17 protein-coding genes are annotated in these 22,608 nt (G+C 72.4%); 12 read left to right on the forward strand and 5 right to left on the reverse strand.

The features are described from left to right. Positions 1–47: 47 nt before the first annotated feature. Both WA788_RS00280 and WA788_RS00285 read right to left on the reverse strand, forming a co-directional pair. Positions 48–1,673 carry an LCP family protein gene (locus WA788_RS00280; protein WP_335970317.1) on the reverse strand — a complete coding sequence of 542 codons (1,626 nt, stop codon included), beginning with the start codon at positions 1,671–1,673 and terminating at the stop codon, positions 48–50. A gap of 262 nt (positions 1,674–1,935) precedes the next feature. Beyond that, entirely contained in the window at positions 1,936–2,142 is a 207-nt protein-coding gene (locus WA788_RS00285) for a hypothetical protein (protein ID WP_335970320.1), read from the reverse strand. Positions 2,143–2,471: 329 nt separating this feature from the next. On the opposite strand from WA788_RS00285, the gene WA788_RS00290 reads away from it, so the two are divergent. The 12 genes from WA788_RS00290 (at position 2,472) to WA788_RS00345 (ending at position 15,444) form a co-directional block, all read left to right on the forward strand. Continuing rightward, complete coding sequence (locus WA788_RS00290; protein WP_435176182.1) at positions 2,472–4,337, forward strand: LCP family protein; 1,866 nt, start codon at positions 2,472–2,474, stop codon at positions 4,335–4,337. Between the two features lie 126 nt (positions 4,338–4,463). Beyond that, positions 4,464–5,039: a TerD family protein gene (locus WA788_RS00295; protein WP_335970321.1), complete on the forward strand. Its 576-nt coding sequence runs from the start codon at positions 4,464–4,466 to the stop codon at positions 5,037–5,039. A gap of 576 nt (positions 5,040–5,615) precedes the next feature. Then, positions 5,616–6,779, forward strand: a complete 1,164-nt coding sequence (locus WA788_RS00300) for an ATP-binding protein (RefSeq protein WP_335970323.1) — start codon at positions 5,616–5,618, stop codon at positions 6,777–6,779. Continuing rightward, positions 6,776–7,177, forward strand: coding sequence for a roadblock/LC7 domain-containing protein (locus WA788_RS00305; protein ID WP_335970324.1), 402 nt, complete (start codon positions 6,776–6,778; stop codon positions 7,175–7,177). Before WA788_RS00300 ends, WA788_RS00305 begins: the two co-directional genes overlap by 4 nt. Next, complete coding sequence (locus WA788_RS00310) at positions 7,174–7,545, forward strand: DUF742 domain-containing protein (protein WP_335970325.1); 372 nt, start codon at positions 7,174–7,176, stop codon at positions 7,543–7,545. The genes WA788_RS00305 and WA788_RS00310 overlap by 4 nt, the downstream gene beginning before the upstream one ends. Continuing rightward, positions 7,520–8,122, forward strand: a complete 603-nt coding sequence (locus WA788_RS00315) for a GTP-binding protein (protein WP_335970327.1) — start codon at positions 7,520–7,522, stop codon at positions 8,120–8,122. Before WA788_RS00310 ends, WA788_RS00315 begins: the two co-directional genes overlap by 26 nt. Next, on the forward strand, positions 8,119–9,453 hold the full coding sequence (locus tag WA788_RS00320; protein WP_335970328.1) for a cytochrome P450: 1,335 nt from the start codon (positions 8,119–8,121) through the stop codon (positions 9,451–9,453). The genes WA788_RS00315 and WA788_RS00320 overlap by 4 nt, the downstream gene beginning before the upstream one ends. Before the next feature lie 379 nt (positions 9,454–9,832). Further along, a complete protein-coding gene (locus WA788_RS00325) occupies positions 9,833–10,987 on the forward strand; it encodes a tryptophan dimethylallyltransferase family protein (RefSeq protein ID WP_335970330.1) in 1,155 nt (384 codons plus the stop codon). A gap of 118 nt (positions 10,988–11,105) precedes the next feature. Beyond that, positions 11,106–12,440, forward strand: coding sequence for a tryptophanase (locus WA788_RS00330; RefSeq protein ID WP_335970332.1), 1,335 nt, complete (start codon positions 11,106–11,108; stop codon positions 12,438–12,440). 226 nt (positions 12,441–12,666) lie between these two features. After that, complete coding sequence (locus WA788_RS00335; protein ID WP_335970333.1) at positions 12,667–13,203, forward strand: hypothetical protein; 537 nt, start codon at positions 12,667–12,669, stop codon at positions 13,201–13,203. Between the two features lie 76 nt (positions 13,204–13,279). Continuing rightward, positions 13,280–13,660 carry a VOC family protein gene (locus WA788_RS00340; protein WP_335970335.1) on the forward strand — a complete coding sequence of 127 codons (381 nt, stop codon included), beginning with the start codon at positions 13,280–13,282 and terminating at the stop codon, positions 13,658–13,660. A gap of 197 nt (positions 13,661–13,857) precedes the next feature. Then, the gene (locus tag WA788_RS00345) at positions 13,858–15,444 is read left to right on the forward strand and encodes a purple acid phosphatase family protein (protein WP_335970337.1); all 1,587 of its coding nucleotides are present in this window, start codon (positions 13,858–13,860) and stop codon (positions 15,442–15,444) included. Positions 15,445–15,524: 80 nt separating this feature from the next. Here WA788_RS00345 and WA788_RS00350 read toward each other — a convergent pair whose 3' ends face one another. From WA788_RS00350 to WA788_RS00360, 3 genes are all read right to left on the reverse strand, one after another. Beyond that, positions 15,525–18,647: a discoidin domain-containing protein gene (locus WA788_RS00350; protein WP_335970339.1), complete on the reverse strand. Its 3,123-nt coding sequence runs from the start codon at positions 18,645–18,647 to the stop codon at positions 15,525–15,527. Between the two features lie 113 nt (positions 18,648–18,760). Further along, complete coding sequence (locus tag WA788_RS00355; RefSeq protein WP_335970341.1) at positions 18,761–21,529, reverse strand: hypothetical protein; 2,769 nt, start codon at positions 21,527–21,529, stop codon at positions 18,761–18,763. Between the two features lie 257 nt (positions 21,530–21,786). Beyond that, on the reverse strand, positions 21,787–22,581 hold the full coding sequence (locus WA788_RS00360; protein ID WP_443033952.1) for a carbohydrate ABC transporter permease: 795 nt from the start codon (positions 22,579–22,581) through the stop codon (positions 21,787–21,789). Positions 22,582–22,608: the final 27 nt, after the last annotated feature.

Below are 22,608 nucleotides of genomic sequence, written 5' to 3' on the forward strand. Positions count from 1 at the left end.
GCCCCGGCCGCCGGAGCGAACGGGCGCCCGCCGCCCGCCGGTCCTGCTCATGGCGTGGTCGCCGCGGTGGTCGCCGCCGGGGCCGGGGCGCCGGAGGGGCCGCCGTAGGACAGGTCGGAGCAGGGGTTGTCGCTCGCGGCGCGCGGCGGGCTGGTGTCCTCCGGCGGCGCCGACGCCGCGGTGGCGGCGGCGTAGTCCGGGCCGAGGACGACGCGCACCCCGGACAGGCCGGCGGCGGGGGCGGGTTGCACCTGGGCGCCGGGGAAGAGCCGGGCGACGGTGGCGGCTTGCGCCTGCTCCCCGGCGCCGTACTCGATGACGGTGGTGGTCGGCGCCTGGCCGGGCGCGTTGCCGGTGCGGGTGACGGTGAAGCCGTCGGCGGTCAGCGCGCCGGCCGCGCGGGCGGCGAGCCCGGCGACGGTGGTGGCGTTGTCCACGGCGACGTCGATGCCGGCTCCCGGGCGGCCGGTGGCGGTGGCGGACGTGGTGCCGGACGCGGTGGGCGTGGCGCCGGGTGCCGGAGTGGCGGCCGGCAGCGGGCGGTTGGCGCGCAGTGCCGTCCACAGCCGGTCGGCCGCGGGCTGGACCAGGGCGACGCGCGGGCCGTCGTACCGCCAGGGGGCGGTGACGAAGCGGACGTTGCGCAGGTCGATGTTCTTCAGCGACATCGCGAACTTCAGCAGCGCGGGCGCGGAGCCGAGGCCGGGGTCGACGGTCAGCGAGCGCACGGCGGCGTTCGCCAGCGGCAGCAGGACGGTCGGGTCGAAGCCCTCGGCCTTGATCTTCTTGAACAGGCTCGCCAGGAACGCCTGCTGGCGCTTCATCCGGCCGATGTCGGAGCCGTCGCCGATGCCGTGCCGGATGCGGACGTAGTCCAGGGCCTGCTGTCCCGACACAGTCTGGAGGCCCTGGTGGAAGACGAGTGCGCCGCGGGTGGCCCGGCCGGGGCTGAGGTCCTGCTGGTAGACGTCCTGCGGCAGGCAGACCTGGACGCCGCCGACCGCGGCGGTCATGGCCGCGAAGCCGGCGAAGTCCACCACGACGGTGTGGTCCACCCGCAGCCCGGTCAGCTGCTCGACGGTGTTCTGCGTGCACGCCGGGTTGCCGGTCGCGGTCAGCCCGGTGGCGAAGGCCGAGTTGAACATGACGTCCTGCTGCGGCTTGGACCAGGTGCCGTCGGGCAGCAGGCAGGGCGGGACGTCGACCAGCGCGTCGCGCGGGATCGAGACGCCCACCGCGTGCCGCTGGTCGGAGTAGACGTGCAGCAGCAAGGTGGTGTCGGAGCGGCCGACGCCGCCGCTGCCGCCGCCCAGCGCGCGGTTGCCGCCCGCCCGCGAGTCCGAGCCGATCAGCAGGATGTTCTGGCCGTCGCCCGAGGCGGGCCGCTTGCCGCTGATGCCGTCGGCGGTGAAGGTGCGCGGCCGGCTCGTGTGCAGGGCGATCCAGCCGCATCCGGAGGCGAGCAGCACCAGCGCGGAGGCGATGCTCGCGGCGACCAGCCCCCGGCGGCTGCGGCGGCGCCGCGGCCCGTCCGTCGCGGCCGGGCCCGCGCCGCGGCCGCCGCCGACCCGGCCGCCGACCCGGCCGGCGGCTCTGCCGGTGCCCCGGCCGGTGGGCCTGCCGGGACGGCCTTCGGTGCGGCCTTCCGGAACTCCGCTGTGACGACCCGGCATGTACTCCCTCTCCGACCCTGCGCCGCCGGGTACCCCGGATCTGGCGATACGCCGGTTTCCCCAGGGGTTGCCCCGCTTTCGATTGCGCAACCTAGCAATCCTTGTGGCGCGGGAGGGGCGTCTTCGCCCGCTGTCACCCGGTGGTGTCGGGCCGGGCCCCGGTCGTGGCAGGTCGCCGCCACCGGGCGGGGTACGCGCGTCGCGGGTTCGACCGTTTGTACGGGCCGGTACGGAGGCCGGTGCGGGCTGGTACGGGCCGGCCTCAGGGGCTCGCGCCGTCCCAGCCGTAGCGCAGCGGCTCCGGGCCGTTCCTGCGGCGGTAGACCGACACGGCGGCCACGTTCACCCCGGTCGCGCCCTCCTCCACCGGGCAGGCCACGGACACCTGGAGCACCCTGGGGCGTCCGGCCACCCGTACCCGTGTGCCGTCCGCGGGTCCGCCTTCCAGTTCGGCCGTCTCCCAGGCCACCGGCGCCCTCCTGCTTCGCGTCACCGTCGCTCGCATGGCGAACACTTTAGAGCTTGCGTAACTCGGGAACCATGGTGATCGCGCACACCGTCGGGAAAATGGACGGAGAACGTGCAGATGACGTGGCGGAACGGGGGACGGAAGGACCGCCGGGACGCCGGTACCGCAGGTCGCCCGCATCGTGATCCCGCCCGCATTCCTCCGGTCCGCACAGTGGCATGGCCTATTCTTGCCGCATTGCGCAAGTGCGAAACGGAGTGAAACCGTCGCTTCACCCAACGTAACCGGCCGCGGGCCTCAAGAGGGCTGCTCGGACAAGGGAGTGGGAGATGAGTGACCCCTGGGGCAGGCCGGCCGGAGGCCCGCCGGAGGGCCGGGTCAGGCACGGCCGCGGGCCGGAGCCGCCGGGGCCGCGCAGCGGGGCCCACGACAGCCGTGACGCCGGCCGCGCCCAGGACGCGGTGCCCGGCGGCCGCCGGGCCCGCGCCCGCGGCGACAGCGTCGAGGCGGGCGACGGCCGGATATCCGGCGGCCACGCCGCCGGGGCCGCCCCGGACGGCAACGCCCCGCCGACCGGCGGGCGGGCCGCGGCCCGGGCCGCCGCGCGCGGCAAGGGCGGCGGGTCCCGGCGCAAGGGCGGCAGCCGAGCCAGGCGCCCCACCCGCAAGCGGCGCGTGCTGCGCGGTATCGCGATCGGCGCGGCGCTGCTGGTGGTCCTCACCGCGGGCGGCGGCTGGTGGCTCTACCAGCACCTCAACGGCAACATCACCAGCGTCTCGCTCACCGACGGGGTCGGGAAGGACGCCGCCGGCACCGAGAAGGCGGACGCCTTCGGCCGCACCCCGATCAACATCCTGGTGATGGGCAGCGACGGCCGTACCTCCACCGAGGACTGCAAGCTGGGCGGCGGCTGCGCCACCACCGGCGTGCAGTCCGGGGAGAACGCCGACGTCGAGATGGTGCTGCACATCTCCGCCGACCGCTCCAACGCCACCGTGATGAGCATCCCCCGCGACACCATGGTCAACGTGCCGGCCTGCACCAACCCGAAGACCGGGACCAAGACCAGCGGCTACTACGGCATGATCAACAGCGCGCTGGCGTACGGGCAGGCGTGCCAGGTGGCCACGGTGCACAAGCTCACGAACATCCCGATCGACCACTTCATCCAGGTCGACTTCTCCGGCGTGGTCAGCATGTCCGACGCGGTCGGCGGGGTGCAGGTCTGCGTGAGCGGCGACGTCTACGACACCTACTCCCACCTGAAGCTCTCCAAGGGCAGCCACACCCTCAAGGGCGTCGGCGCGCTGGAGTTCCTGCGCTCCCGGCACGGCTTCGGCGACGGCAGCGACCTCGGGCGCACCTACGCCCAGCACACCTTCCTCAGCTCGCTGATCCGCAAGTTCAAGAGCGCCGGCACCCTGACCAACCCGGCGTCCGTCTACAAGCTGGCCAACGCCGCCACCAAGGCGCTGACCGTGGACGACGGGCTCGGCACCATCAAGAAGCTGATCGGCCTGGCCGACGACATCAACAAGGTGCCCACCAAGCGGATCACCTTCACCACGATGCAGACCGCGGCCGACCCGACCAACGCCAACCGGGTCGTGGTGGGCGACGGCGCCCAGACGCTCTTCTCCACCATCGCCAACGACACGTCGCTGACCACGTCGAGCGGCAAGAAGTCCAAGGCCGCCTCGGCGACCGCGAGCCCGACCGCCACCGTGCCGGCCGCCCAGGTCACGGTCTCGGTGGAGAACGGCACGACCGTCGGCGGGCGGGCCGGCGACATCGCCGACGCGCTGATCAACCAGGGCTTCAACCCGGCCACCAGCACCGGCAACGCCGACGCCACCGCCACCACGACGCTGACCTACGGCCCCGGCGCGAAGGACGAGGCACAGACCGTGGCCAAGGCCCTGTCGCTGCCGTCCTCGCACGTCAAGCAGGGCACGGCCGCCGGGCTGACGCTGGTGATCGGCTCCGACTGGCCCAGCGGCACCAGCTTCCCCGGCGGCACCGCCTCGTCCAGCGACACCAAGCAGGCACTGAGCAACGCGCACGCGGAGACCGCGGACAAGTCCAACTCCTGCGCCCAGGTCAGCACCTACAAGACCGTCGAGATCAACGGGGTCGCGATGACGCCGGGGCAGGCCTACGCGGCCTCCCCGTCGAAGAAGGACTCCGACGAGTGAGGCCGGTCACCCGGCGGCGTGGGGCTTTTGGCCCGCACGCCCGCCGGGAACCGTGCCGCACCCCCGCGGCGTCGGGAACGGCAGGTGACCGAACGCTGAAGCCACGAGGACAACCGGAGGTAGTTCGTGGGCGTGACTCTTTCCAAGGGCGGCAACGTCTCGCTGAGCAAGGAGGCGCCCGGGCTGACCGCGGTCACGGTCGGGCTGGGCTGGGACGTGCGCACCACCACCGGTGCCGACTACGACCTGGACGCCTCGGCGCTGCTGTGCGACGGCGCCGGGAAGGTGCTGTCGGACCAGCACTTCGTCTTCTTCAACAACCTGGCCAGCCCGGACCGCTCGGTGGAGCACAGCGGTGACAACCTCACCGGCGGCGGCGACGGCGACGACGAGCAGATCAAGGTGAACCTCGCCGGCGTGGCGCCCCAGGTGGAGAAGATCGTCTTCCCGGTCTCCATCTACGAGGCCGAGGGCCGCGGCCAGAGCTTCGGCCAGGTCCGCAACGCCTTCATCCGGATCGTCAACCAGGCCGACGGCCGCGAGCTGGCCCGCTACGACCTGACCGAGGACGCCTCCACCGAGACCGCGATGGTCTTCGGCGAGCTGTACCGGCACGGCACCGAGTGGAAGTTCCGCGCCATCGGCCAGGGCTACGCGTCCGGTCTGGCCGGTATCGCCTCGGACTTCGGCGTCAACGTCTGAGCCGTACCGGGGCGCCCGATCCCGGCGCCCCGCTCGACGAGCCCCGTGGCCCGGTCGCCCTTCCAGGCGGCCGGGCCACGATCTTCTCCATACGTTCACAAACGTGTGAGCGGGCGGGGCACTTGGGCCCTCGCGCACCTTTCGTCACGCCCGTCCGCCGCGCCCCACGGGGCACGCATCCGGGCAAAGCGGCGGACCCGCCGGGCCATTGGCCGCAATCGCGGCGGCGCATTGTACTGACGTGACGTCAGAATTTCACGTACCAGCGGCACTTGCCGTCCCCGTGTCTGATCATGGTGGTACGATCGCCCCGCTTGCCAGGCTAGCCAATGAGCGTGCAGGACAGACGGCGATCGGTTCGAGAGGGTCCACCACACCGAGGAGCACCATGCCGCAGTCGGGCATAAGGGCGATCCTCGTGGTGCCGACGCATCTGCGCTGCCGCCGGCAAGGCGCGTGCGACGCCCCGGGTCGCGCGGGTACCGACCGGGCGCCCGCGCACATCAGTACTCCCGGACGCCAAGACGCAGCCCCTTTCCGTCCCTGGTGGTCGTCTAGTCGCTTGAAGAGAGTCTCATGACGCATTACATACAGGATCCAGCGCTCTGGGCTCTGATCGTCGGCGCCCCGTCCGCCGCGACCGTCATCATCCGCGGCCGCCGGGCCCGAGCCAGACTGCGGGCCGAGAAGGCCGAGTTGGAGAACCGCTACGCGGAACTCGAGGGCGGCTACTCCGAGTCGGTGCGGGAGGCCCGGGTCCGCGCCGAGGAGGCCACCAAGAGCGCGCTGAAGTCCTCCATGCGGACGCTCCAGGGCCTGGCCAACGAGCAGCAGGTCAGCATCTCCAAGGCCCAGGAGAAGTTCGGCGAGCACCACGTCCTCCAGGACCTCCTGGAGATCGACCACATGAACTCGCAGTTCGGCCGGCGCGCCCAGTCCATCGCCGTGCTCTGCGACGGATGGCTCGGCCGGCAGCGGGTCGCCGCCTCGGTCTACGACGTGGTGCGCAGCGCCAAGGGCCGCATCCGGCACTACACGCGGGTGGAGATCCGTTCGCAGACCAACTTCGCCCTGACCGGCCGTGCGGTCGAGCCGGTGGCGCTGGCCCTGGCCGAACTGCTGGACAACGCGACCAGTTACTCGGCCCCCGACACCCCGATCGACATCACCACGCGCACTGTGCCCAAGGGTGTCTGCATCATCATCGACGATGCCGGTGTCGGTATGAACGAGGAGGAGAAGGCGCGCGCCGACCAGCTGCTGTCGGGCCAGGGCCAGACCGGTATCGCCGGTCTGGGCAACCCGCCGCAGTTCGGCTTCGCGGTGATCGGCGTGCTCGCCCAGCGGTACGGCTTCAACGTGTCCGTCGACTCCTCCTCCCCCTATGGCGGCGTACGTGCGGTGGTGCTTCTTCCCGAGGAGCTTCTGACGAACATGCCCGAGCCGAAAGAGCCCCCCGCCTCCCGCACCTCCGTGCCCGCACAAGCACCTGTATCTGCACCTGCACCGGGCGGGGTGGTTGCCGGACCCGGCGCACCGGTGGAGCGTTCCGCCACGTCGACGCCCGGCGGCCTGCCGAGAAGGAGCCGCAAGGGCTCCATCTCCATCGTGCCGAGTGTGGACGCCCCCGCCGCGCCTCCCACCCGGACCAACGAGGAAGCCGCTTCGATCATGGGCGCCTTCCAGCTCGGTACTCAGTCCGGGCGCTCCGCAAACAGGGAAGGGCATGAATCGCAGTGAACAACGACCTGTCATGGATGCTTGAGAGTGCCCTGGAGGTCCCCGGGGCACGCCACGCCGTCCTGATCTCCGCGGACGGGCTGCTGATGGCCCGCTCGCAGCACGTCCGCAAGGACGAGGCCGACACCGTTGCCGCGGCGATGAGCGGCATCCAGTCGCTGAGCCGGACGATGGGCGCCTTCGCCGGCGACGGGCAGATGACCTGGCGGCAGACGCTGGTGGAGTTCGACGGCGGCTGGGTCTTCCTCATCTCCGCCGGCGCGGGTGCCTACCTCGCCGTCTCCTCCGCGCCGGACGTCGACATGGCGTCGATCACCTTCCGGATGCAGCAGCTCGTCGGCCAACTCGGCAAGGTCCTGACCGCGCCGCCTCGCGAAAACACGAGTACCCAGGTATGAACCATGCGGAAGAGCCGTTGGCGCAGTCCACGGATTTAGTGCGTCCGTATGTCATCACCAACGGGCGCGGGCTGCCGGCCGACGACAAGTTCAACCTGATCACGCTCGTCACCGCGTCCGACCAGCCGCGCCCCGTCCATCTCGACCCGGAGAAGCACAGCGTCCTCGACCTGTGCGGCGGCGGAATGCTCTCGGTGGCCGAGATAGCCGGGCACATGAAGCTCCCGATCGGCATCGTCAAGGTGCTGCTGTCCGACCTCGCGTCGGAGGGCTACCTCGTCGTACGGCCGCCGGTGCCTCGGGCCCAACTCGCCGACGTATCGCTCCTGCAGGAGGTGCTGAATGGGCTCCAGGCCCGATTCGGCTGATGGCGTCTATCTCGACGGAGCAGTGAAGACCGCGGCCAAGATCCTGGTCGTGGGGCACTTCGCGGTCGGAAAGACGACGTTCATCGGCACCATGTCCGAGATTCCCCCGCTGCGCACCGAGGAGCGGATGACCCAGGCGGGGGCCTTGGTCGACGACCTCAAGGGGGTGCGGGGGAAGACCACGACCACGGTGGCGATGGACTTCGGCCGTATCACGCTGAGCGAGCACCTGGTGCTCTACCTCTTCGGCACCCCGGGGCAGGAACGCTTCGTCCAGGTGTGGGAGGACATGACCCGCGGCGCGCTCGGCGCGCTGATCCTGGTCGACCCGGAACGCCTGAAGGAGTCTTTCCCTGTTATCGACCTGGTGGAACAGTACGGACTGCCCTACGCGATTTCCGTCAACCACTTCGACAACACGCCGATGCGTCCCGACGACGAACTGCGCGACGCGCTCGACCTCCTGCCAGAAACCCCCATCGTCACCTGTGATGCCCGCGACCAGAAGTCATCCGCCGACGCATTGATCGCCCTGGTCCGGTATCTCCAGACGCGTACCACTAGGAGCACGACGTGAGTACCGACCAAGGCTTCCCCTCTCCGCCGCCCGGCTGCCCCGCCCACGGCCGAGTGCCCCTGTACGGACCCGAGTTCCAGGCGGACCCGGACTCGTACTACGCCTGGATGCGGAACTTCGGTCCGACCGCGCCGGTCGAGCTGGCGCCGGGCGTGGACGCCACGCTCGTCACCGACTACTCGGCCGCGCTGCAACTCCTCCAGGACCCCGACACCTTCCGCAAGGACTCGCGCCGCTGGCGGGCCTTCAACGAGGGCAAGGTCCCCCCGAACAGCCCCGTGGTGCCGCTGCTCGCCTACCGGCCGAACTGCATGTTCACCGACGGCGCCGACCACCTGCGGCTGCGCCAGGCGGTCACCGACACGATAGCCAGGGTCGACAGCCACCAGCTGAAGCGGAACGTGGACCGCGTCTCCCGCTACCTGGTCGGCCAGTTCAGCACCCGCGGCGCGGTCGACCTGCTCAACGACTACGCCAAGATGGTCCCGATCCTCTTCTTCAGCGAGCTGTTCGGCTGCCCCGCGGACATCGGCGACCGGGTCATCTTCGGCATCACCGGCATCTTCGACGGCGTCAACGCCGAGAAGGCCAACGAGGTGCTGGTCCAGTCCGTCTCCGAGTTGGTCGCCCTGCGGCGGGCGCAGCCGGGCGAGGACATCACCTCCTGGCTGATGCAGCACCCGGCGAAGCTCAGCGACGAGGAGATGGTCCACCAGCTCATCCTGCTGCTGGGCTCGGGCGTGGAGCCGCTGCGCAACCTCATCGGCAACAGCCTGTGCCTGATCCTCTCCGACGACCGCTACTCCGACGGCGGGCTGCTGGTCGAGGACGCGATCGACGAGGTGCTGTGGAACAACCCGCCGATGTCCAACTACGCGCCCCACTACCCGGTGGCCGACATCGAGTTCGCCGGGCGCCGGATCGACGCGGGTGAACTGGTGCTGGTGAGCTTCGCGGCGGCCAACACCGACCCGGCGCTGTCCGGTTCGCGCCAGCTGCTGAGCAAGCGCGCCCACCTGGCGTGGAGCACCGGCCCGCACGGCTGCCCGGCCAAGGACCCGGCGCAGCTGATCACGATCGCGGCCATCGAGAACCTGCTCAACGAGCTGCCGGACATCGAGCTGGCGGTGCCGGTGGACAGCCTGACCTGGCGTCCCGGTCCGTTCAACCGCGCGCTGGCCACGCTGCCGGCCCGGTTCGACCCGGTCACGCCGAGGGAGTCGCGGTCCGCGGCGCAGGCCAGGCCGGCGGCCGCGGCCGCGGGTCAGGCGCAGCAGGGCAAGCCGCAGAAGGGGCTGTGGAGCTCCTTCCTGGCGTGGTGGAAGGTGTGAACCCGCCATATTGCTGGCCGAAAGGCATGCGTGATTCAGGTCACGGTGTGCATATGCCCGCAACCCACATGATCGCCGGAGCGGAGGGGTAGTCACCTGGGCGAAAATCGTTGGCCAGGACTAAAGGAGTTGTTACCGTGCCTGCTGCCGCCGATCCGCCCGCCCCGTCGCGACCTGCTGGCTTAGTGGTACCCCGCTCGCTCGGCGGTTATTCGGATCTGTCGAACATTTATTCCCCTCTCGATCGACTGCCCGACCGCCTGTCCGACCCGCCCTGCCCACCGGGTGCCGCTCCGCCCGCCGAACCCGCCCCTCGGGGCGGGTATCTTTTCGCCCGCCGAGAAGTGCGCCCGGCGCACACGGGCACGGGAGGCGGCGCATGGTGACCCCTGGGCGCGCCCCGATGTGCGACCCCGTCGGCTCCAGCCTGGCCAGGCTGGAGCCGACCCAGCTGGGCGGTCTCGTCACCGACCAGCTCGCCCGGCTGTGCGACATCGCGCAGCTGGACCGCACGGACACCGAAACCTACGTCCAGGTCCTGGCCGCGAGCCTCGGACCCGCCGCGACACGGTCGTTGGCACTCCCGCCGTCGGCGCCTACCCTGCTTTCCGACGACCACACCCCGGTCGAGTACTCGCTCGCCTTCCTGCCCGGCGCCACTCCCGCGCTGCGCGTGCTGGTCGAACCCGGCTGCGAGAGCGGCGACTTGGCGGAGAACGGCCGGACCGGGCTGCGGGCGATCCGCGCGATGGCCGAGCGCTGGGACTTCTCCACCGCCCAACTCGACCTGCTGGAAGACCTGTTCCTCCCCGACCACCCCGCCGGTCCGTTCGCCCTGTGGTGCGCGTTGGAACTGCGGCCCGGCGGCGTCCCCGGGGTGAAGGTCTACCTCAACCCGGCCGCCAACGGCCCGGACCGCCGCGCCGCCACCCTCCGCGAGGCACTCCGGCGCCTCGGCCACCACCAGGCGTTCGACGCGCTCCCGCCGGCCGACGACCACCCCTTCCTCGCCCTCGACCTCGGCGAGTGGGCGGCGCCGCGGGTGAAGGTGTACTGCACCCACGACCGCCTCACCGCCGAGCAGGCCGGCCGCTACTCCCGGCTGGCACCCGCCGAAGGCCGGGACCAGGCAGCGGAGTTCTTCGACGCCATCGCCGGTGTCGAGGAGCACGGGAGCCCCACCCGCCGCGCGCTGACCTGCTACTCCTTCACCGACACCGCGACCGGGCGGCCCAGCGGCTTCACCCTGCACATGCCGGTACGCGCCTACGTCGGGCACGACGGCGCGGCCCGCGACCGCACGGTGCGGATGCTGGAGCGCTACGGCATGGACGCCGGCGCCCTCGACCGGGCGCTGGCCGCGGTGACCTCCCGCCGGCTGGAGGACGGTGTGGGCCTGGTCGCCTACGTGGCGCTGGTGCACCAGGACGGCCGGGCCCCGCGGATCACCGTGTACGTCTCCGCCGAGGCGTACCGGGTGCAGCCGCCGCGGCCGGTGGCCGCCGCGTCCCCGCACCCCCTCGCCACCCCCTAGGAACCCCCACACCCTCAGGACCTCCGCACCACGGAAGTCCGCACCGCAGAACGACAGAACGACAGGAGCAGCGGTCCGCATGGAGCCTTACCGGATCAAAGTAGTGGAACCCATTCCCGTGACCACGCGGCAGCAGCGGGAGGAAGCGCTGCAGCGTGTGCACTACAACCTGTTCGACCTGAGGGCCGAGGAGGTGACCATCGACCTGCTCACCGACTCCGGCACCGGTGCGCTGTCGGCCGCGCAGCAGGCCGCCGGCATGGCGGGCGACGAGTCGTACTCCGGCTCGCGCTCCTTCTACCGGTTCCACGAGACCGTCACCGAGCTGACCGGCTACTCCCACATCCTGCCGGCCCACCAGGGCCGCGCGGCCGAGCGCGTGCTGTTCAACACGCTGCTGGAGCCGGGCCAACTGGTGCTGGCCAACACGCACTTCGACACCACCCGGGCCAACGTCGAGCTCTCCGGCGCCGAGGCGCGGGACCTGCCGTGTCCCGAGGCACGCGACCTGGACAGCTCCCACCCCTTCAAGGGCAACATCGACCTGGAGGAGCTGCGCCGCACGCTCACCGGGCCGGACGGCTCCCGGGTCGCGGTGGTGCTGCTCACCATCACCAACAACGGCGGCGGCGGCCAGCCCGTCTCCATGGAGAACATCAAGCAGACCTCCGCGCTGTGCCGCGCCCACGGGGTGCCGCTCTTCCTGGACGCCGCCCGCTTCGCCGAGAACGCCTGGCTGGTCACCCGGCACGAGCCCGGCTACCAGGACCGCACCCCGCGGCAGGTCGCCGAGGAGGCGTTCCGCCTCACCGACGGCTGCGTGATGAGCGCCAAGAAGGACGGCATCGTCCACATCGGCGGGTTCATCGGCCTCAACGACGGCGAACTCGCCCAGCGCTGCGAGCTGCTGCTCATCGCCACCGAGGGCTTCGCCACCTACGGCGGGCTGGCCGGGCGCGACCTGGACATGATGGCGCAGGGCCTCAAAGAGGTGACCGAGCCGGCCTACCTCGCCGAGCGGGCCGACATCGCCCGCTACCTCGCCGACCGGGTGCGCGCGGCGGGCGTCGACATCCTGGAGCCGCCCGGCCTGCACGCGCTCTACCTCAACGCCGGCCGGCTCTTCCCGCACATCCCCGCCCACCAGTACCCGGGCCACGCGCTCGCCTGCCAGCTCTACCTCGAAGGCGGCATCCGCTCCGCGGAGTTGGGCTCCCTCTACCTCGGCGAGGAGGACGAGGACGGCAACCCGACCAAGAGCGCGCCCTACGAGCTGGTCCGGCTCGCCCTGCCGCGCCGGGTCTACACGCGCAGCCACTACGACCACATAGGCGAGACGCTGGCGAAGATCGTCAAGAACGGCGAGAGCGTCCACGGCTTCCGGATCACCGAGCAGTCCCCGATCCTGCGGCACTTCCGGGCGACGCTCGTCCCGGTGCCGCTGGGCGGCTGAGCCACCCCGCGCGGTGCGTCCGGCGCCCGTACCGGGGCCGCGTTTCGAGGCAGCTCGAAGGGCCGGCCCCGGTGCCGCGCGTCAAACCGGCACCGGAGGGCGCCCGCGTGCCGGTCCGACGAGGCAACGCCCCGTACCGGGCGCGGCCCGCGGCGCGGACCTAGAGTCGTCGGCGACCGGACTCGCGAGAACCCCGCGCGCACCGCGGTGAGTTGAGGAGGCCCCCGTGGCATCGCCCTGCGACCCCAGGTACGCCCCGGCGGGCGACGTGGGCACCGCCCTCATGATCGTCGACTCCCGGCTGCGGGCGGTGTACGAGGACAGCGGCGGCCCGGACCCCGAACAGCAGCGCCTGATCGGGCACTTCACCTCGTCCATGAGCCCGGCCGAGGCGAACGACGTGCTGGACGGCGCCTGCACGCTCATCTACCTGTTCGCGCGCTGGCTGACCGCGGCCTACGCGGACCACGGCAAGGACGTCGTCGAGTGCGTCGTGCCCGACCTCGTCGAGACGATGCGCAACATGCCCCGCAGCATCCGCCCCGAGGCGATCCCGACCATGGCCGGCCTGGTGATCGCCGCGGCGACCGGCCTCGGCCCGGGCCTGTGGCGCAAGCAGTACGGCTTCTGGACCGAGAGCGAGATGACCCCGCTGGAGGCGACCGCCTTCCTGCTGGCCGAGCGCATCAACCACCTCACCGACGACCGGGACTTCGCCACCCGCCTGGTCGCCGACGCCCTCGCCGGCGCCGACCGGGACTGACCCCAGGGCCGCCGCCGGCACCGGCGCACGGCGCGTAGCATCCGTGCCACCGTCCGTTCGAGAGGGGCACCCCGCCATGCATCGCAGCCGTGTGTACGCCGTGTTGCTCGACACCCCGAAGGACGAGGCGGGCCGGGCGGCGGAGTTCTGGGCCGCGGCGCTCGGCGCCACCGCCCGGCCGTTCGCGCCGCAGCCGCAGTTCACCACGCTGCACGACGCGATTCCCGGGCTGGTCACGGCGGTTCAGGCGGTTGACGACGCGCCGCGGATGCACCTGGACATCGAGACCGACGACCCGCAGGCGGAGACCGCCCGGCTGGTCGCGCTCGGCGCGGAGCAGGTCGCGAGCTGGCTGGAGTGCCGGGTGCTGCGGGCGCCCGGCGGGCACCTGCTGTGCGTCCTGCCGGTCGAGAGCGACCCCGAGACCTTCCGCGCCCACGCCGACATCTGGCCCTGACGACATCTGGCCCTGACGAGGCTTGAGCCCGCCGCCCCGCCGCCCCGCCGCTGTGACGGCCCCCACCCGCCCGGCCCGCCCCACCCGTCACCGGCGGCACGGCCGGCCGGTGCGGGCGGCGGCCGGACCGCGCGCCGCCACCGGCTGTTCGCCTCCCGTACACCCGGGCATCGACGCGCGCTGACAGCTTCCCCGACATGGAAACTCCCAACATGGGCATCGAGGCCAGGCTCGCCGAGAAGATGAGCATGGCCGAACAGCACGAGTACCTGCGCACCAAGCTGAGCCGGCGGCGGCTGGTGGTCGGCGGCGCGGTCGCGGCCGGCACCGTCGCCGCCTCCGGTCTGCTCGGGCAGAGCGCGAGCGCCGCGGCGCCGACCCTGGTGGGCCGGCCGGCCACCGGGCACGGCGTGGACGGCTCGCTCGTCGCCCCGTTCGGCCGGCACCTCCAGTACGGGGCCGACCCGCGCACCCAGTTCACCGTCTCCTGGCAGGTGCCGCTCGCGGTCACCAAGCCCTTCGTCCGCTACGGCCTCAAGCCGTGGGCGCTCAGCCACAAGGTCCAGGCGGAGGTGCGCGACCTGCACACCCCGCAGCTGACGAACAGCAGCCTGCCCGCCGTCGACCAGTACTACCAGCACGTGACGCTCACCGGCCTGCACCCGGGCACGACGTACTACTACGGGGTGGGCCACGACGGCTTCGACCCGGCCGACGCCGCCGCGTTCGCCACGATCGGCTCCTTCACCACCGCGCCCGCGAGCAGCGAGCGCTTCACCTTCACCGCGTTCGGCGACCAGGGCGTCAGCTACCACGCCCTCGCCAACGACTCCCTGATCCTGGCCCGCAACCCCGCCTTCCACCTGCACGCGGGCGACATCTGCTACGCCGACCCCGACGGCTCCGGCCAGTCCTCCGACTCCGGCGACTACGACGCGCGGACCTGGGACCAGTTCCTCGCCCAGACCGAGTCGGTCGCCTCGCGCGTGCCGTGGATGATCACCACCGGCAACCACGACATGGAAGCCTGGTACTCGCCCAACGGCTACGGCGGCCAGGAGGCCCGCTGGACCCTCCCGGCGAACGGCCCCCGCCCGGCCAACCAGCCCGGCGCCTACTCCTTCGTCTACGGCAACACCGCCGTCATCGCCCTCGACGCGAACGACGTGTCGTACGAGATCCCGGCCAACTACGGCATCAGCGGCGGCGGCCAGACCGCGTGGCTGGACGCGACCCTGGCCGGCTACCGCAAGCAGCGCGGCATCGACTTCCTGGTGGTCTTCTTCCACCACTGCGCCTACTCCACCACCAACCAGCACGCCTCCGAGGGCGGGGTGCGCGAGCAGTGGGTGCCGCTGTTCGAGAAGCACCAGGTGGACCTGGTGATCAACGGCCACAACCACGTCTACGAGCGCACCGACGCGATCCGGGCCAACGCCGTGTCGAAGAACCTGCCGATCGGCGAGACGGTCCGCCCGGCCACCGACGGCGTCGTCTACGTGACCGCGGGCGGCGCGGGCAAGAGCCTGTACTCCTTCCCCGTCGCCGACTCCTACGAGGGCAACGTCAAGGACCTCGACTCGGTGCCCAGCTACTACCAGGCCAAGGGCGGCCACGTCACCGAGACCGTGCACTGGTCGCGGGTGCGCTACACCGGCTACTCCTTCCTGTCCGTCGACGTCCAGCCCGCCCACACCGGGCGGGAGGCGACCTTGACGGTGTCCGCGATCGCCGAGAGCGGCGAGCGGATCGACCACTTCACGGTGGCCCGCAAGGCGAAGTGATCCCTGGGCAAGGGGGCGCCGCACCGGCAGCGGTGCGGCGCCCCCGGCGCGCAGGGCAACTCCCCGGTCCGGGGGCCCGGTCAGCGCACCGAGAAGGACACCAGGCGCGCCGCGCCGGCCGCGGGCGCGTCGGTGGCCAGGGCGACGTAGCGGGCGGTCGCCGCGAGGGCCAGCGCCCGGTGCTGCCCGGACCCGGACAGGGTGCCCGCGCTCCGGTAGGCCACGCCGTCGTCGCTGACCTCGATCCGGCCGGCCGGGACCCGCCCCCCGGTCCACTCGGCGCGGACCTCGGTGAACGCCGCCGAGGCGCCCAGGTCCACCACCATCCGGCCGTGCGGGCCGGGCGTCCACGCGGTGTGCGGGTCGCCGTCCACGGCCGCGCGCGGGTCGGACATCCCCGCGGGCAGCGGGTTCGTCGGGAAGACGGTCCGGCCCAGCGCCAGGTCGTCCACCGGGAACGCCGTCGCCCCGGGCAGCCGTACGGTGACGGTGCCCCGCACCGTCGCCACCGCGTTCGCGCCCTGGCCGGTCACCCGCACCTGGCAGGAGGCCCCGGACAGCCGCACGGTGGCGCCGTCCACCACCTCCGCGACCAGCCCGGCGGGCAGCTTCCGGCCCGCCAGCGGCTGAAGCGTCAGGCGCGGCGCGAGCAGCGCCGCCGACGCCGCGCCGAGCGAGACCTCCAGCGCGGTGCCGTCCGCGGTGACGGTCTGCCGGCCCTCGAACAGCACCCGGCCGCTGCCGGCGGCCGGCACCGCGACCGTGGTGGACACCGCGGCACCCGTCAGGTTGAACACGCTGAGGTGGTCCTCCGTCAGCGCCGCCCGCACCCCGTCCGCGTCCGGCCGCGGCACCGGCCCCGCGGCCAGCCCGGCCAGGGTGCGCGCCGACGCACCGGGTATGCCCTCCACCAGCAGCGGAGCCGACGGCCCGTCGGCGAGCACCACGGTGTCGCCGTAGACCGACAGCGGCAGGTCGCCGCCGCGCACCACCAGCCCGGCCCGGCCGTCGACGTCGAGCCAGCCGCCGGTGCTGGTCAGGTCCGGGGTGGGCCAGGCGGCCAGGTCGGTCCAGGTCTGCCCGTCGGCCGAGCCCTGGACGACGTACTCGCGCCCGGCCGCCGCCTCCCAGCGGATCGTGACCCGGTCCAGCGACCGGCTCGCGCCGAGGTCCACCGCGAGCCAGCTGTCGCCCCGCTTGCGGTCGCCCTTCGCCACGGCCCACCGCGTGGTCGTGCTGCCGTCCACCGCGAGCGGGGCGCCCATCCCGGTGTCGGCGGAGGACGCGGTCGCGGTGCCGCCCTGCGCGAGGTCGCTGCCGCCGGCGCCGTCCCGCGCCTCGAACTCGTAGACCGAGTAGCCGTAGGTCGGGTCGCCCTGGACGCCCTGCATCCGCAGGTACCGCGCCTGGGTCCGGGTGAACACCAGCTGGTCCACCCGGCCGCCGGTCGTGGTGCCGCCGCCGTCGGCCGCCGCGACCGTGCGGCTGCCCTCGGCGCAGCGGTACGTGCGCGACCCGGTGAGGCCCGGCATGCCCGGCATGGTCAGGTTGTAGACCTCCAGGTGGCCCTCGCCGTCGCCGGTACCGGTGGTGGCGTACACCACCGCGCCCGACGGCAGGGTGGTCAGGCCGGCGTACCCGGCGGCGCCCAGGTCCAGCACGGTCGCGCTGCCGTCGAAGCCGTCCCGCACCGCGTGGTACGCCCGCGCCTGCCGGCCGGCGACCGTGCCGGAGGTGGCCGGCAGGAACACCGGGGTGGCCGCGCTGAGCTTGAACAGCCAGTCGTCGTGCGCCGGCTGCCAGGCGAACTTCACGAACCCGGCCTTGCTGACCGCCCCCGCCCAGGCACCGGACGTCTGGTGCGAGAGCAGGCCCGGGCCCGCGCCGAAGTCCATGACGCCGGACGCCTGCTGGAAGAACTCCGCCTCCGACAGCGGCCGGACGCTGCGCCCCGACGCCGCCGCCCACAGGTGCAGCAGGTAGCTGATCGCGACCTCGGCGCGCGCCTCCGGCTCGTACTTCGGCTCACCGGAGAACTTCGCCAGCCGGTACTGCGGCGGGTAGCCCTGGTACGCCTCCAGCCGCTCCGCCATGGCCTGTTCGGCTCGGGCGGCGGCCCGGTCCCCGATCACCTGGGCCTGGAAGGCCAGCGGGATCACGTCCCGCCCGTACAGGTGCTCCCGGTCGTTGATCATCGGCATGAACGGCTCGCCGGAGTCGCTCATCACGTTCAGGATGCTGCGCCACAGCGGGCCGGTGTTGGGCTGGTCGGTGACCACCTGCGGCAGGTCGGCGCCCGCGGTCAGGTAGTGGATCGCGGTCCGCGCGGAGGTGCGCCACACCTCCTCCTGGTAGTGCGGCTCGAAGGAGCCGTGGTTCTCCACGAGGAAGGTGTCCCACAGGTTGTGCCCGGTGTTGGTGCTGACCGCGGCGCCGTCCACGGTGGCCGGGTTGGCCAGGTCCGCCGCGGGCAGGCCGGTCTCGTTGCGCGCCCAGGACCGGTAGGCCGCCAGCCAGTCCGGGTAGCGCGGGTCGTCCTGCGCCCAGACCAGCGCGGGCACCAGCGACTGCGCGTAGACGCCCATCTCGTCGACCTTGGTGTCCCCGGACCAGCCGCCCTTGAGGCCGTTCGGCGTCCAGGGCGAGGACAGCGGGTCGTCGCCGGTGCCCAACGAGGTGGTGTACGCGGCCTGTTCGCGGATCAGCGCGTCGACGTGCCCCTGGGTGGCGGTGTCGAGGTCGTCCCACAGCAGCCGGGCGGCCAGCGCGAAGTAGAGCTGGAAGGTGGTGTCGAAGAAGAGCGTCCGGCCCCACTCGGTGCCGCCGTTGTTCCGGTTGGAGACGGCGAAGTGCCGGATCGAGGCGACCGTGCGGTCCTTCAGCGTGGCCGCGTCGATCCCGGCCCGGTCGGCGTCGTAGCTGCCGTGGGTGAGCAGGACCGCGTTGCCCAGGACGACCGCGAAGCCGAAGTCGGTGGCGGTGTAGTAGCCCTTGGCCGCGTCCCACTGGGTCTCCGACCAGCGGGTGTGGTCGAGCAGGACCCGGTAGTAGGTGTCGGCGACCGGGTCGGCGGCCGCCTTGCGGCCGGTCGCGGAGGCGGTGGTGCCGGCGAGCGCGGTCGGCAGCGCGGCCAGCGCGGCCGAGGCGCCGAGCAGCTGGACGAACCGGCGCCGGTCGACGGGGAGTTGGGGGAGCTGGGGCACGTTCGACGCCTCTCGTGGTGCGGGTTGACGCAAGTCGGTTCGGATGGTGGGCCGTTGAGGTGGAGACGGAAGGGGAGCGGGGGAGCGCCGTGGTGGCGCTCCCCCCGGGCGGGCTATCCGGCGGTGGGCGTACCGTCCTGCGCCGTCGCGAAGATGTGCAGGTCCTTGTCGGAGGGCAGCGTGATCGACGCGACCACCTTGGCCGGGTCCACCGGCACGCTCTGCTCGTCGACGTAGAAGGCGTGGTCCTGCCGGCCGACCGCCTGGTTGCGGTAGGTCATCGCGGCGACCTCGGTGTTGCCGGTGCCGGGCGCGGTGCCCCAGTCCGACTGCGCGAGCGTCGCGGTGCCGCTGCTGCCGTCGGTGTAGTGGATCGTCACGGTGCCGGAGTGGGCGCCGTTGGTGGCCGCGCCGAGGAAGCCGATGCGGGTGGCGCCCGACCGGTGCGGCATCAGGACGGTCTGGCCGAGCGCCCGCACGTTGTCGTTGCCGCACGGCTGCGCCTGCGGCCAGGTGAAGGACAGCCCGCCGACGCTGACGTCGGCGCCGGGAGTGAGCGGATGCGGGGTGGCCGCGGCGAGCGCGTCCGCCGAGTAGGTGTCGGTGCCGTTGTCGAACTGGCCGCAACCGCGGTTCGTGTCCGGCGAGATGCCCACGTCGTTGACGTAGTCCGACAGGTCGTCGGTGGCCCCGACGGTGAACTGCCCGGTGCCGGAGGTCCCGCCGGGCCCGGTCACCACGGCGACGCTCGCCGTGCTGCCCGGCTCGACCCGCCAGATGTTCCCCGGCCCCGAGGACGTCGAGACGGCCGGGCCGCTCGGCTCGGGCACCGTGAAGGTGATGGAGGTGTCCGACCAGTGGTCGATCCGCAGGGTGCCGAGGTCGCCCGCGCCGCCCCAGTGCACGCCGTTGTCGGACAGCAGCAGGTGCCGGCCGTGCGCGGAGGAGCCGAAGCCCTTGCCGGTGACGGTGACCTGCTGCCCCGGGGCCGCCTGCGCGGGCGAGACCGCGCTGACCGTCGCGGGCCGGGCGGCGTGGTCGGTGAGCGCGATGTCGTCGACGTAGCCGCGGTAGCCGCCGCTGCTGCCGGGCCGGTCGTAGTCCAGGTCGATCCGGACCACCTGCCGGCCCGCGGCCGCCTTCCCGAGGTCCACGCTGACCTGGTTCCACTGGTCGGGCTCCAGCGTGCCGCACTGCCCGGCGGCCGTGAGCGGGGAGCCGCGCAGGCCGTGCAGCGCGCTGCCGTCGGAGAAGACCAGGTCGAGCGCCACACAGCTGCTGTTGTCACCGCTGACACCCGGCGCCGAACTCCCTTGCGCCTGCGGGTAGATCCAGTACGTCAGCGTGGTGGCCCGGCTGATGCGCACCGGCCGGCCGGCGAGGTCGAACAGCCGCATGGCGGCGTGGTCGTCGGCCGCGCCTTCGGCCTTGCCGGAGTACATCAGCGCGTTGGTGCCGTCGTGGTCGAGGACCTGACGGGTGCTGGCCTCCGGGCCGCTGGCGCTGCCGTAGGCGGTGACCCCGGAGATGCCGCCGCCGCCCGGCGAGGTGTCGACGCCGTCGACCCAGTCCGGTGCGGGCTGGCCGTGCTCGAAGCCGGTCTGGAAGAGGGTCCCGTCCGAGGGCGCCGGCTGCGGGCGGCGCAGGCCGGCGGTGGCGAGCGCGGTGGTCTGGTCGCCGCCGCCGTAGTACATCATCCACTGGCCGTCGTGGAAGAAGATGCTGTTGGTCCACACGGTCTTCGGCGTCTGCCCGTTCCACTCGTAGGGCACGTCCGGGGTCGGGGTGAGCACCGCGTCGCTGAGCTGGTGGAGCATCAGCGTCGGGTCCTGGCCGGAGAACTCCTCCTCGCTGATCGCGTAGAACCAGCGGCCGTTCGCCATCAGCGTCCCGGCGGTGAAGACCACGATGTCCTGGTTGGCGGGCCGGCCCGCCACGGTCCGGTAGTCGGTGACCGCCACCGACACCTCGTACGGCTGCCAGCCCTTGGGGTAGTGCACGTCGAGCGGGTCGGCCGTACGCGGGGTGCTGCTGCCCTTCGCGTGCCAGGTGCGCAGGTCCGAGGAGTACGCGATGTCCGTACCGGTGTCGCCCTGGCCGAAGTACATGACGTACTCGCCGTTCACCTTCCGCGGGGTGCCGTCGGCGCCGGTGACCACCGCCGCGTCCTTGTTGTTCCCGGCGTTCGGCTCCACCGTCCACGGGGTGCTCCAGTGGACGCCGTCGCTCGAGGTCGACTCGGAGATGTCGTACGAGCCGTAGCAGCTGCCGTCCGCCTTCGGGTGGACCGAGGTGAAGAACGAGTAGTAGGTGCCGTGGAGTTCGAACAGCCGCGGGTCCTCCAGACCGCACTTGGACTGCTGCCCGGCCAGCTTGAAGTCGATCACCGGGTTGTCGGCGGTGTCCTCGGTGAAGTGGGTGCCGTCGGTGCCGGCGGCGTAGCCGATCTGCGACGGGCCGCCGTCGGTGCCCTGCGCGCGGTAGAGCATCCGGTACTGCCCGCCGCGGTAGAGCACACCCGGGTTGTACAGGTCGGCGGCCTCGTAGCCGCTGCCGCTCGGCGTCAGCAGCGGGTTGTCCGCGCTGCGCGTAAACGGGCCGATGGCCCAGTCGGGGAGGTTGTCCGCGGTGTAACTGGCGTTCCCCGCCGCGCTGGTGTCCGATGCCGCCGCGGGCGCGGCGGCCGCGCCGGGCGACGGGTGCGTGCCGCCGCCCGCGGTCGCGGTGGCCGTGGGCGCCGCGGCGAGCGCCGCGCCGACCGCCAGGGCGACCGCGCCCGACGCGAGCAGCCGCGCCGCGCGCGGCCCGCGCCGGACGCGCCGCGGCCCGGGTGCGTCCGGCCTCCTTCGACGGTGCGCGGAGAACAGGCGAAAACCGACCATCGTCCCAACCTCTCAACTCGACGCGACAAGCCTCGGGGGGTCTTCGGATCACGCTTCGCGGTAGTGGGCCACGGCCCTGACAACGTTGTCGAAGCTGCACGATTCCACCGCGGATCGGCAGCGTCAAGGGGTGCGGCAGGCCCGCCTGCCCGCCGCCTCTGCCCCGCCGGCCCGCCGCCTCGGCCCCGCGCACGCAACGGCCTTGCCGGGCCGCCGAGTTGCCCGGGCGGCCGGTGTGCGCGGGGCGGCGGCGCCGGTCAGCCCTTCAGCCCGGTCTGTGCGAGGCCCTCGACGAAGTGCCGCTGGGCGGCGACGAACACCGCGAGGACCGGTACGACGGTCGTGACGGACGCGGCGAGCTGCACGTTCCACAGGTGGGAGCCGTAGGCGTCGGTGTACTGGGTGAGCGCCACCGGAAGCGTGTAGTTGCGCTTGTCCGTCTCGTAGACGAGCGGCTCCAGGTACATGTTCCAGCTGTTGAGGAAGGTGAAGATCGCCACCGACGCCAGCGCCGGGCGGGCCAGCGGCAGCGCCACCCGGAAGTAGAGCCCGAACCGGTTCAGGCCGTCCATCCGCCCGGCGTCCTCGAGTTCGTCGGGGACGGCGAGGAAGAACTGCCGCATCACGAACGTGCCGAGCACGCTCGGCGCCCCGAGGACGGGGATGACGATCAGCGGCCAGTGGGTGTTGGTCAGCCCGAGCCGGTCGACCATCTTGAACAGCGGGATGATCGTGACCTCGGTCGGGATCAGCAGCCCGGTCAGGATCAGCGGGAAGAGCACCTTGTTGCCGGGGAAGGGGATGCGGGCGAAGGCGTACCCCGACAGCGACGCGACCACCATGGTGCCCGCGGTGACCAGCAGCGCGATGTAGAGGCTGTTGAGGTACTGGTGGGCGAGCGGGTAGTGCGCGAAGGCGGCCTTGTAGTTGGACCACCGCGGGTGCAGCGGCAGCAGCTTCGGCGGGTAGCTGAGCACCTCGTTCTCCGGCAGCAGGGAGGAGGTGATCATCCACCAGGTGGGGAAGACGAAGGGGATCGCCAGCAGCACCATCAGCCCGTACTGGAGCGGTTTCCGCCA

It is taken from the genome of Streptomyces sp. CA2R106 (assembly GCF_037034245.1).
Taxonomy (GTDB): Bacteria; Actinomycetota; Actinomycetes; order Streptomycetales; family Streptomycetaceae; genus Actinacidiphila.

Bases quoted from the DNA above. Each gene is read 5' to 3' on its own strand.
- WA788_RS00280 (WP_335970317.1), bottom strand. From the start codon at position 1,673: ATGCCGGGTCGTCACAGCGGAGTTCCGGAAGGCCGCACCGAAGGCCGT.
- WA788_RS00290 (WP_435176182.1), top strand. From the start codon at position 2,472: ATGAGTGACCCCTGGGGCAGGCCGGCCGGAGGCCCGCCGGAGGGCCGG.
- WA788_RS00300 (WP_335970323.1), top strand. From the start codon at position 5,616: ATGACGCATTACATACAGGATCCAGCGCTCTGGGCTCTGATCGTCGGC.
- WA788_RS00310 (WP_335970325.1), top strand. From the start codon at position 7,174: ATGAACCATGCGGAAGAGCCGTTGGCGCAGTCCACGGATTTAGTGCGT.
- WA788_RS00315 (WP_335970327.1), top strand. From the start codon at position 7,520: ATGGGCTCCAGGCCCGATTCGGCTGATGGCGTCTATCTCGACGGAGCA.
- WA788_RS00325 (WP_335970330.1), top strand. From the start codon at position 9,833: ATGGTGACCCCTGGGCGCGCCCCGATGTGCGACCCCGTCGGCTCCAGC.
- WA788_RS00340 (WP_335970335.1), top strand. From the start codon at position 13,280: ATGCATCGCAGCCGTGTGTACGCCGTGTTGCTCGACACCCCGAAGGAC.
- WA788_RS00345 (WP_335970337.1), top strand. From the start codon at position 13,858: ATGGAAACTCCCAACATGGGCATCGAGGCCAGGCTCGCCGAGAAGATG.
- WA788_RS00355 (WP_335970341.1), bottom strand. From the start codon at position 21,529: ATGGTCGGTTTTCGCCTGTTCTCCGCGCACCGTCGAAGGAGGCCGGAC.
- WA788_RS00360 (WP_443033952.1), bottom strand. From the start codon at position 22,581: ATGGTGCTGCTGGCGATCCCCTTCGTCTTCCCCACCTGGTGGATGATC.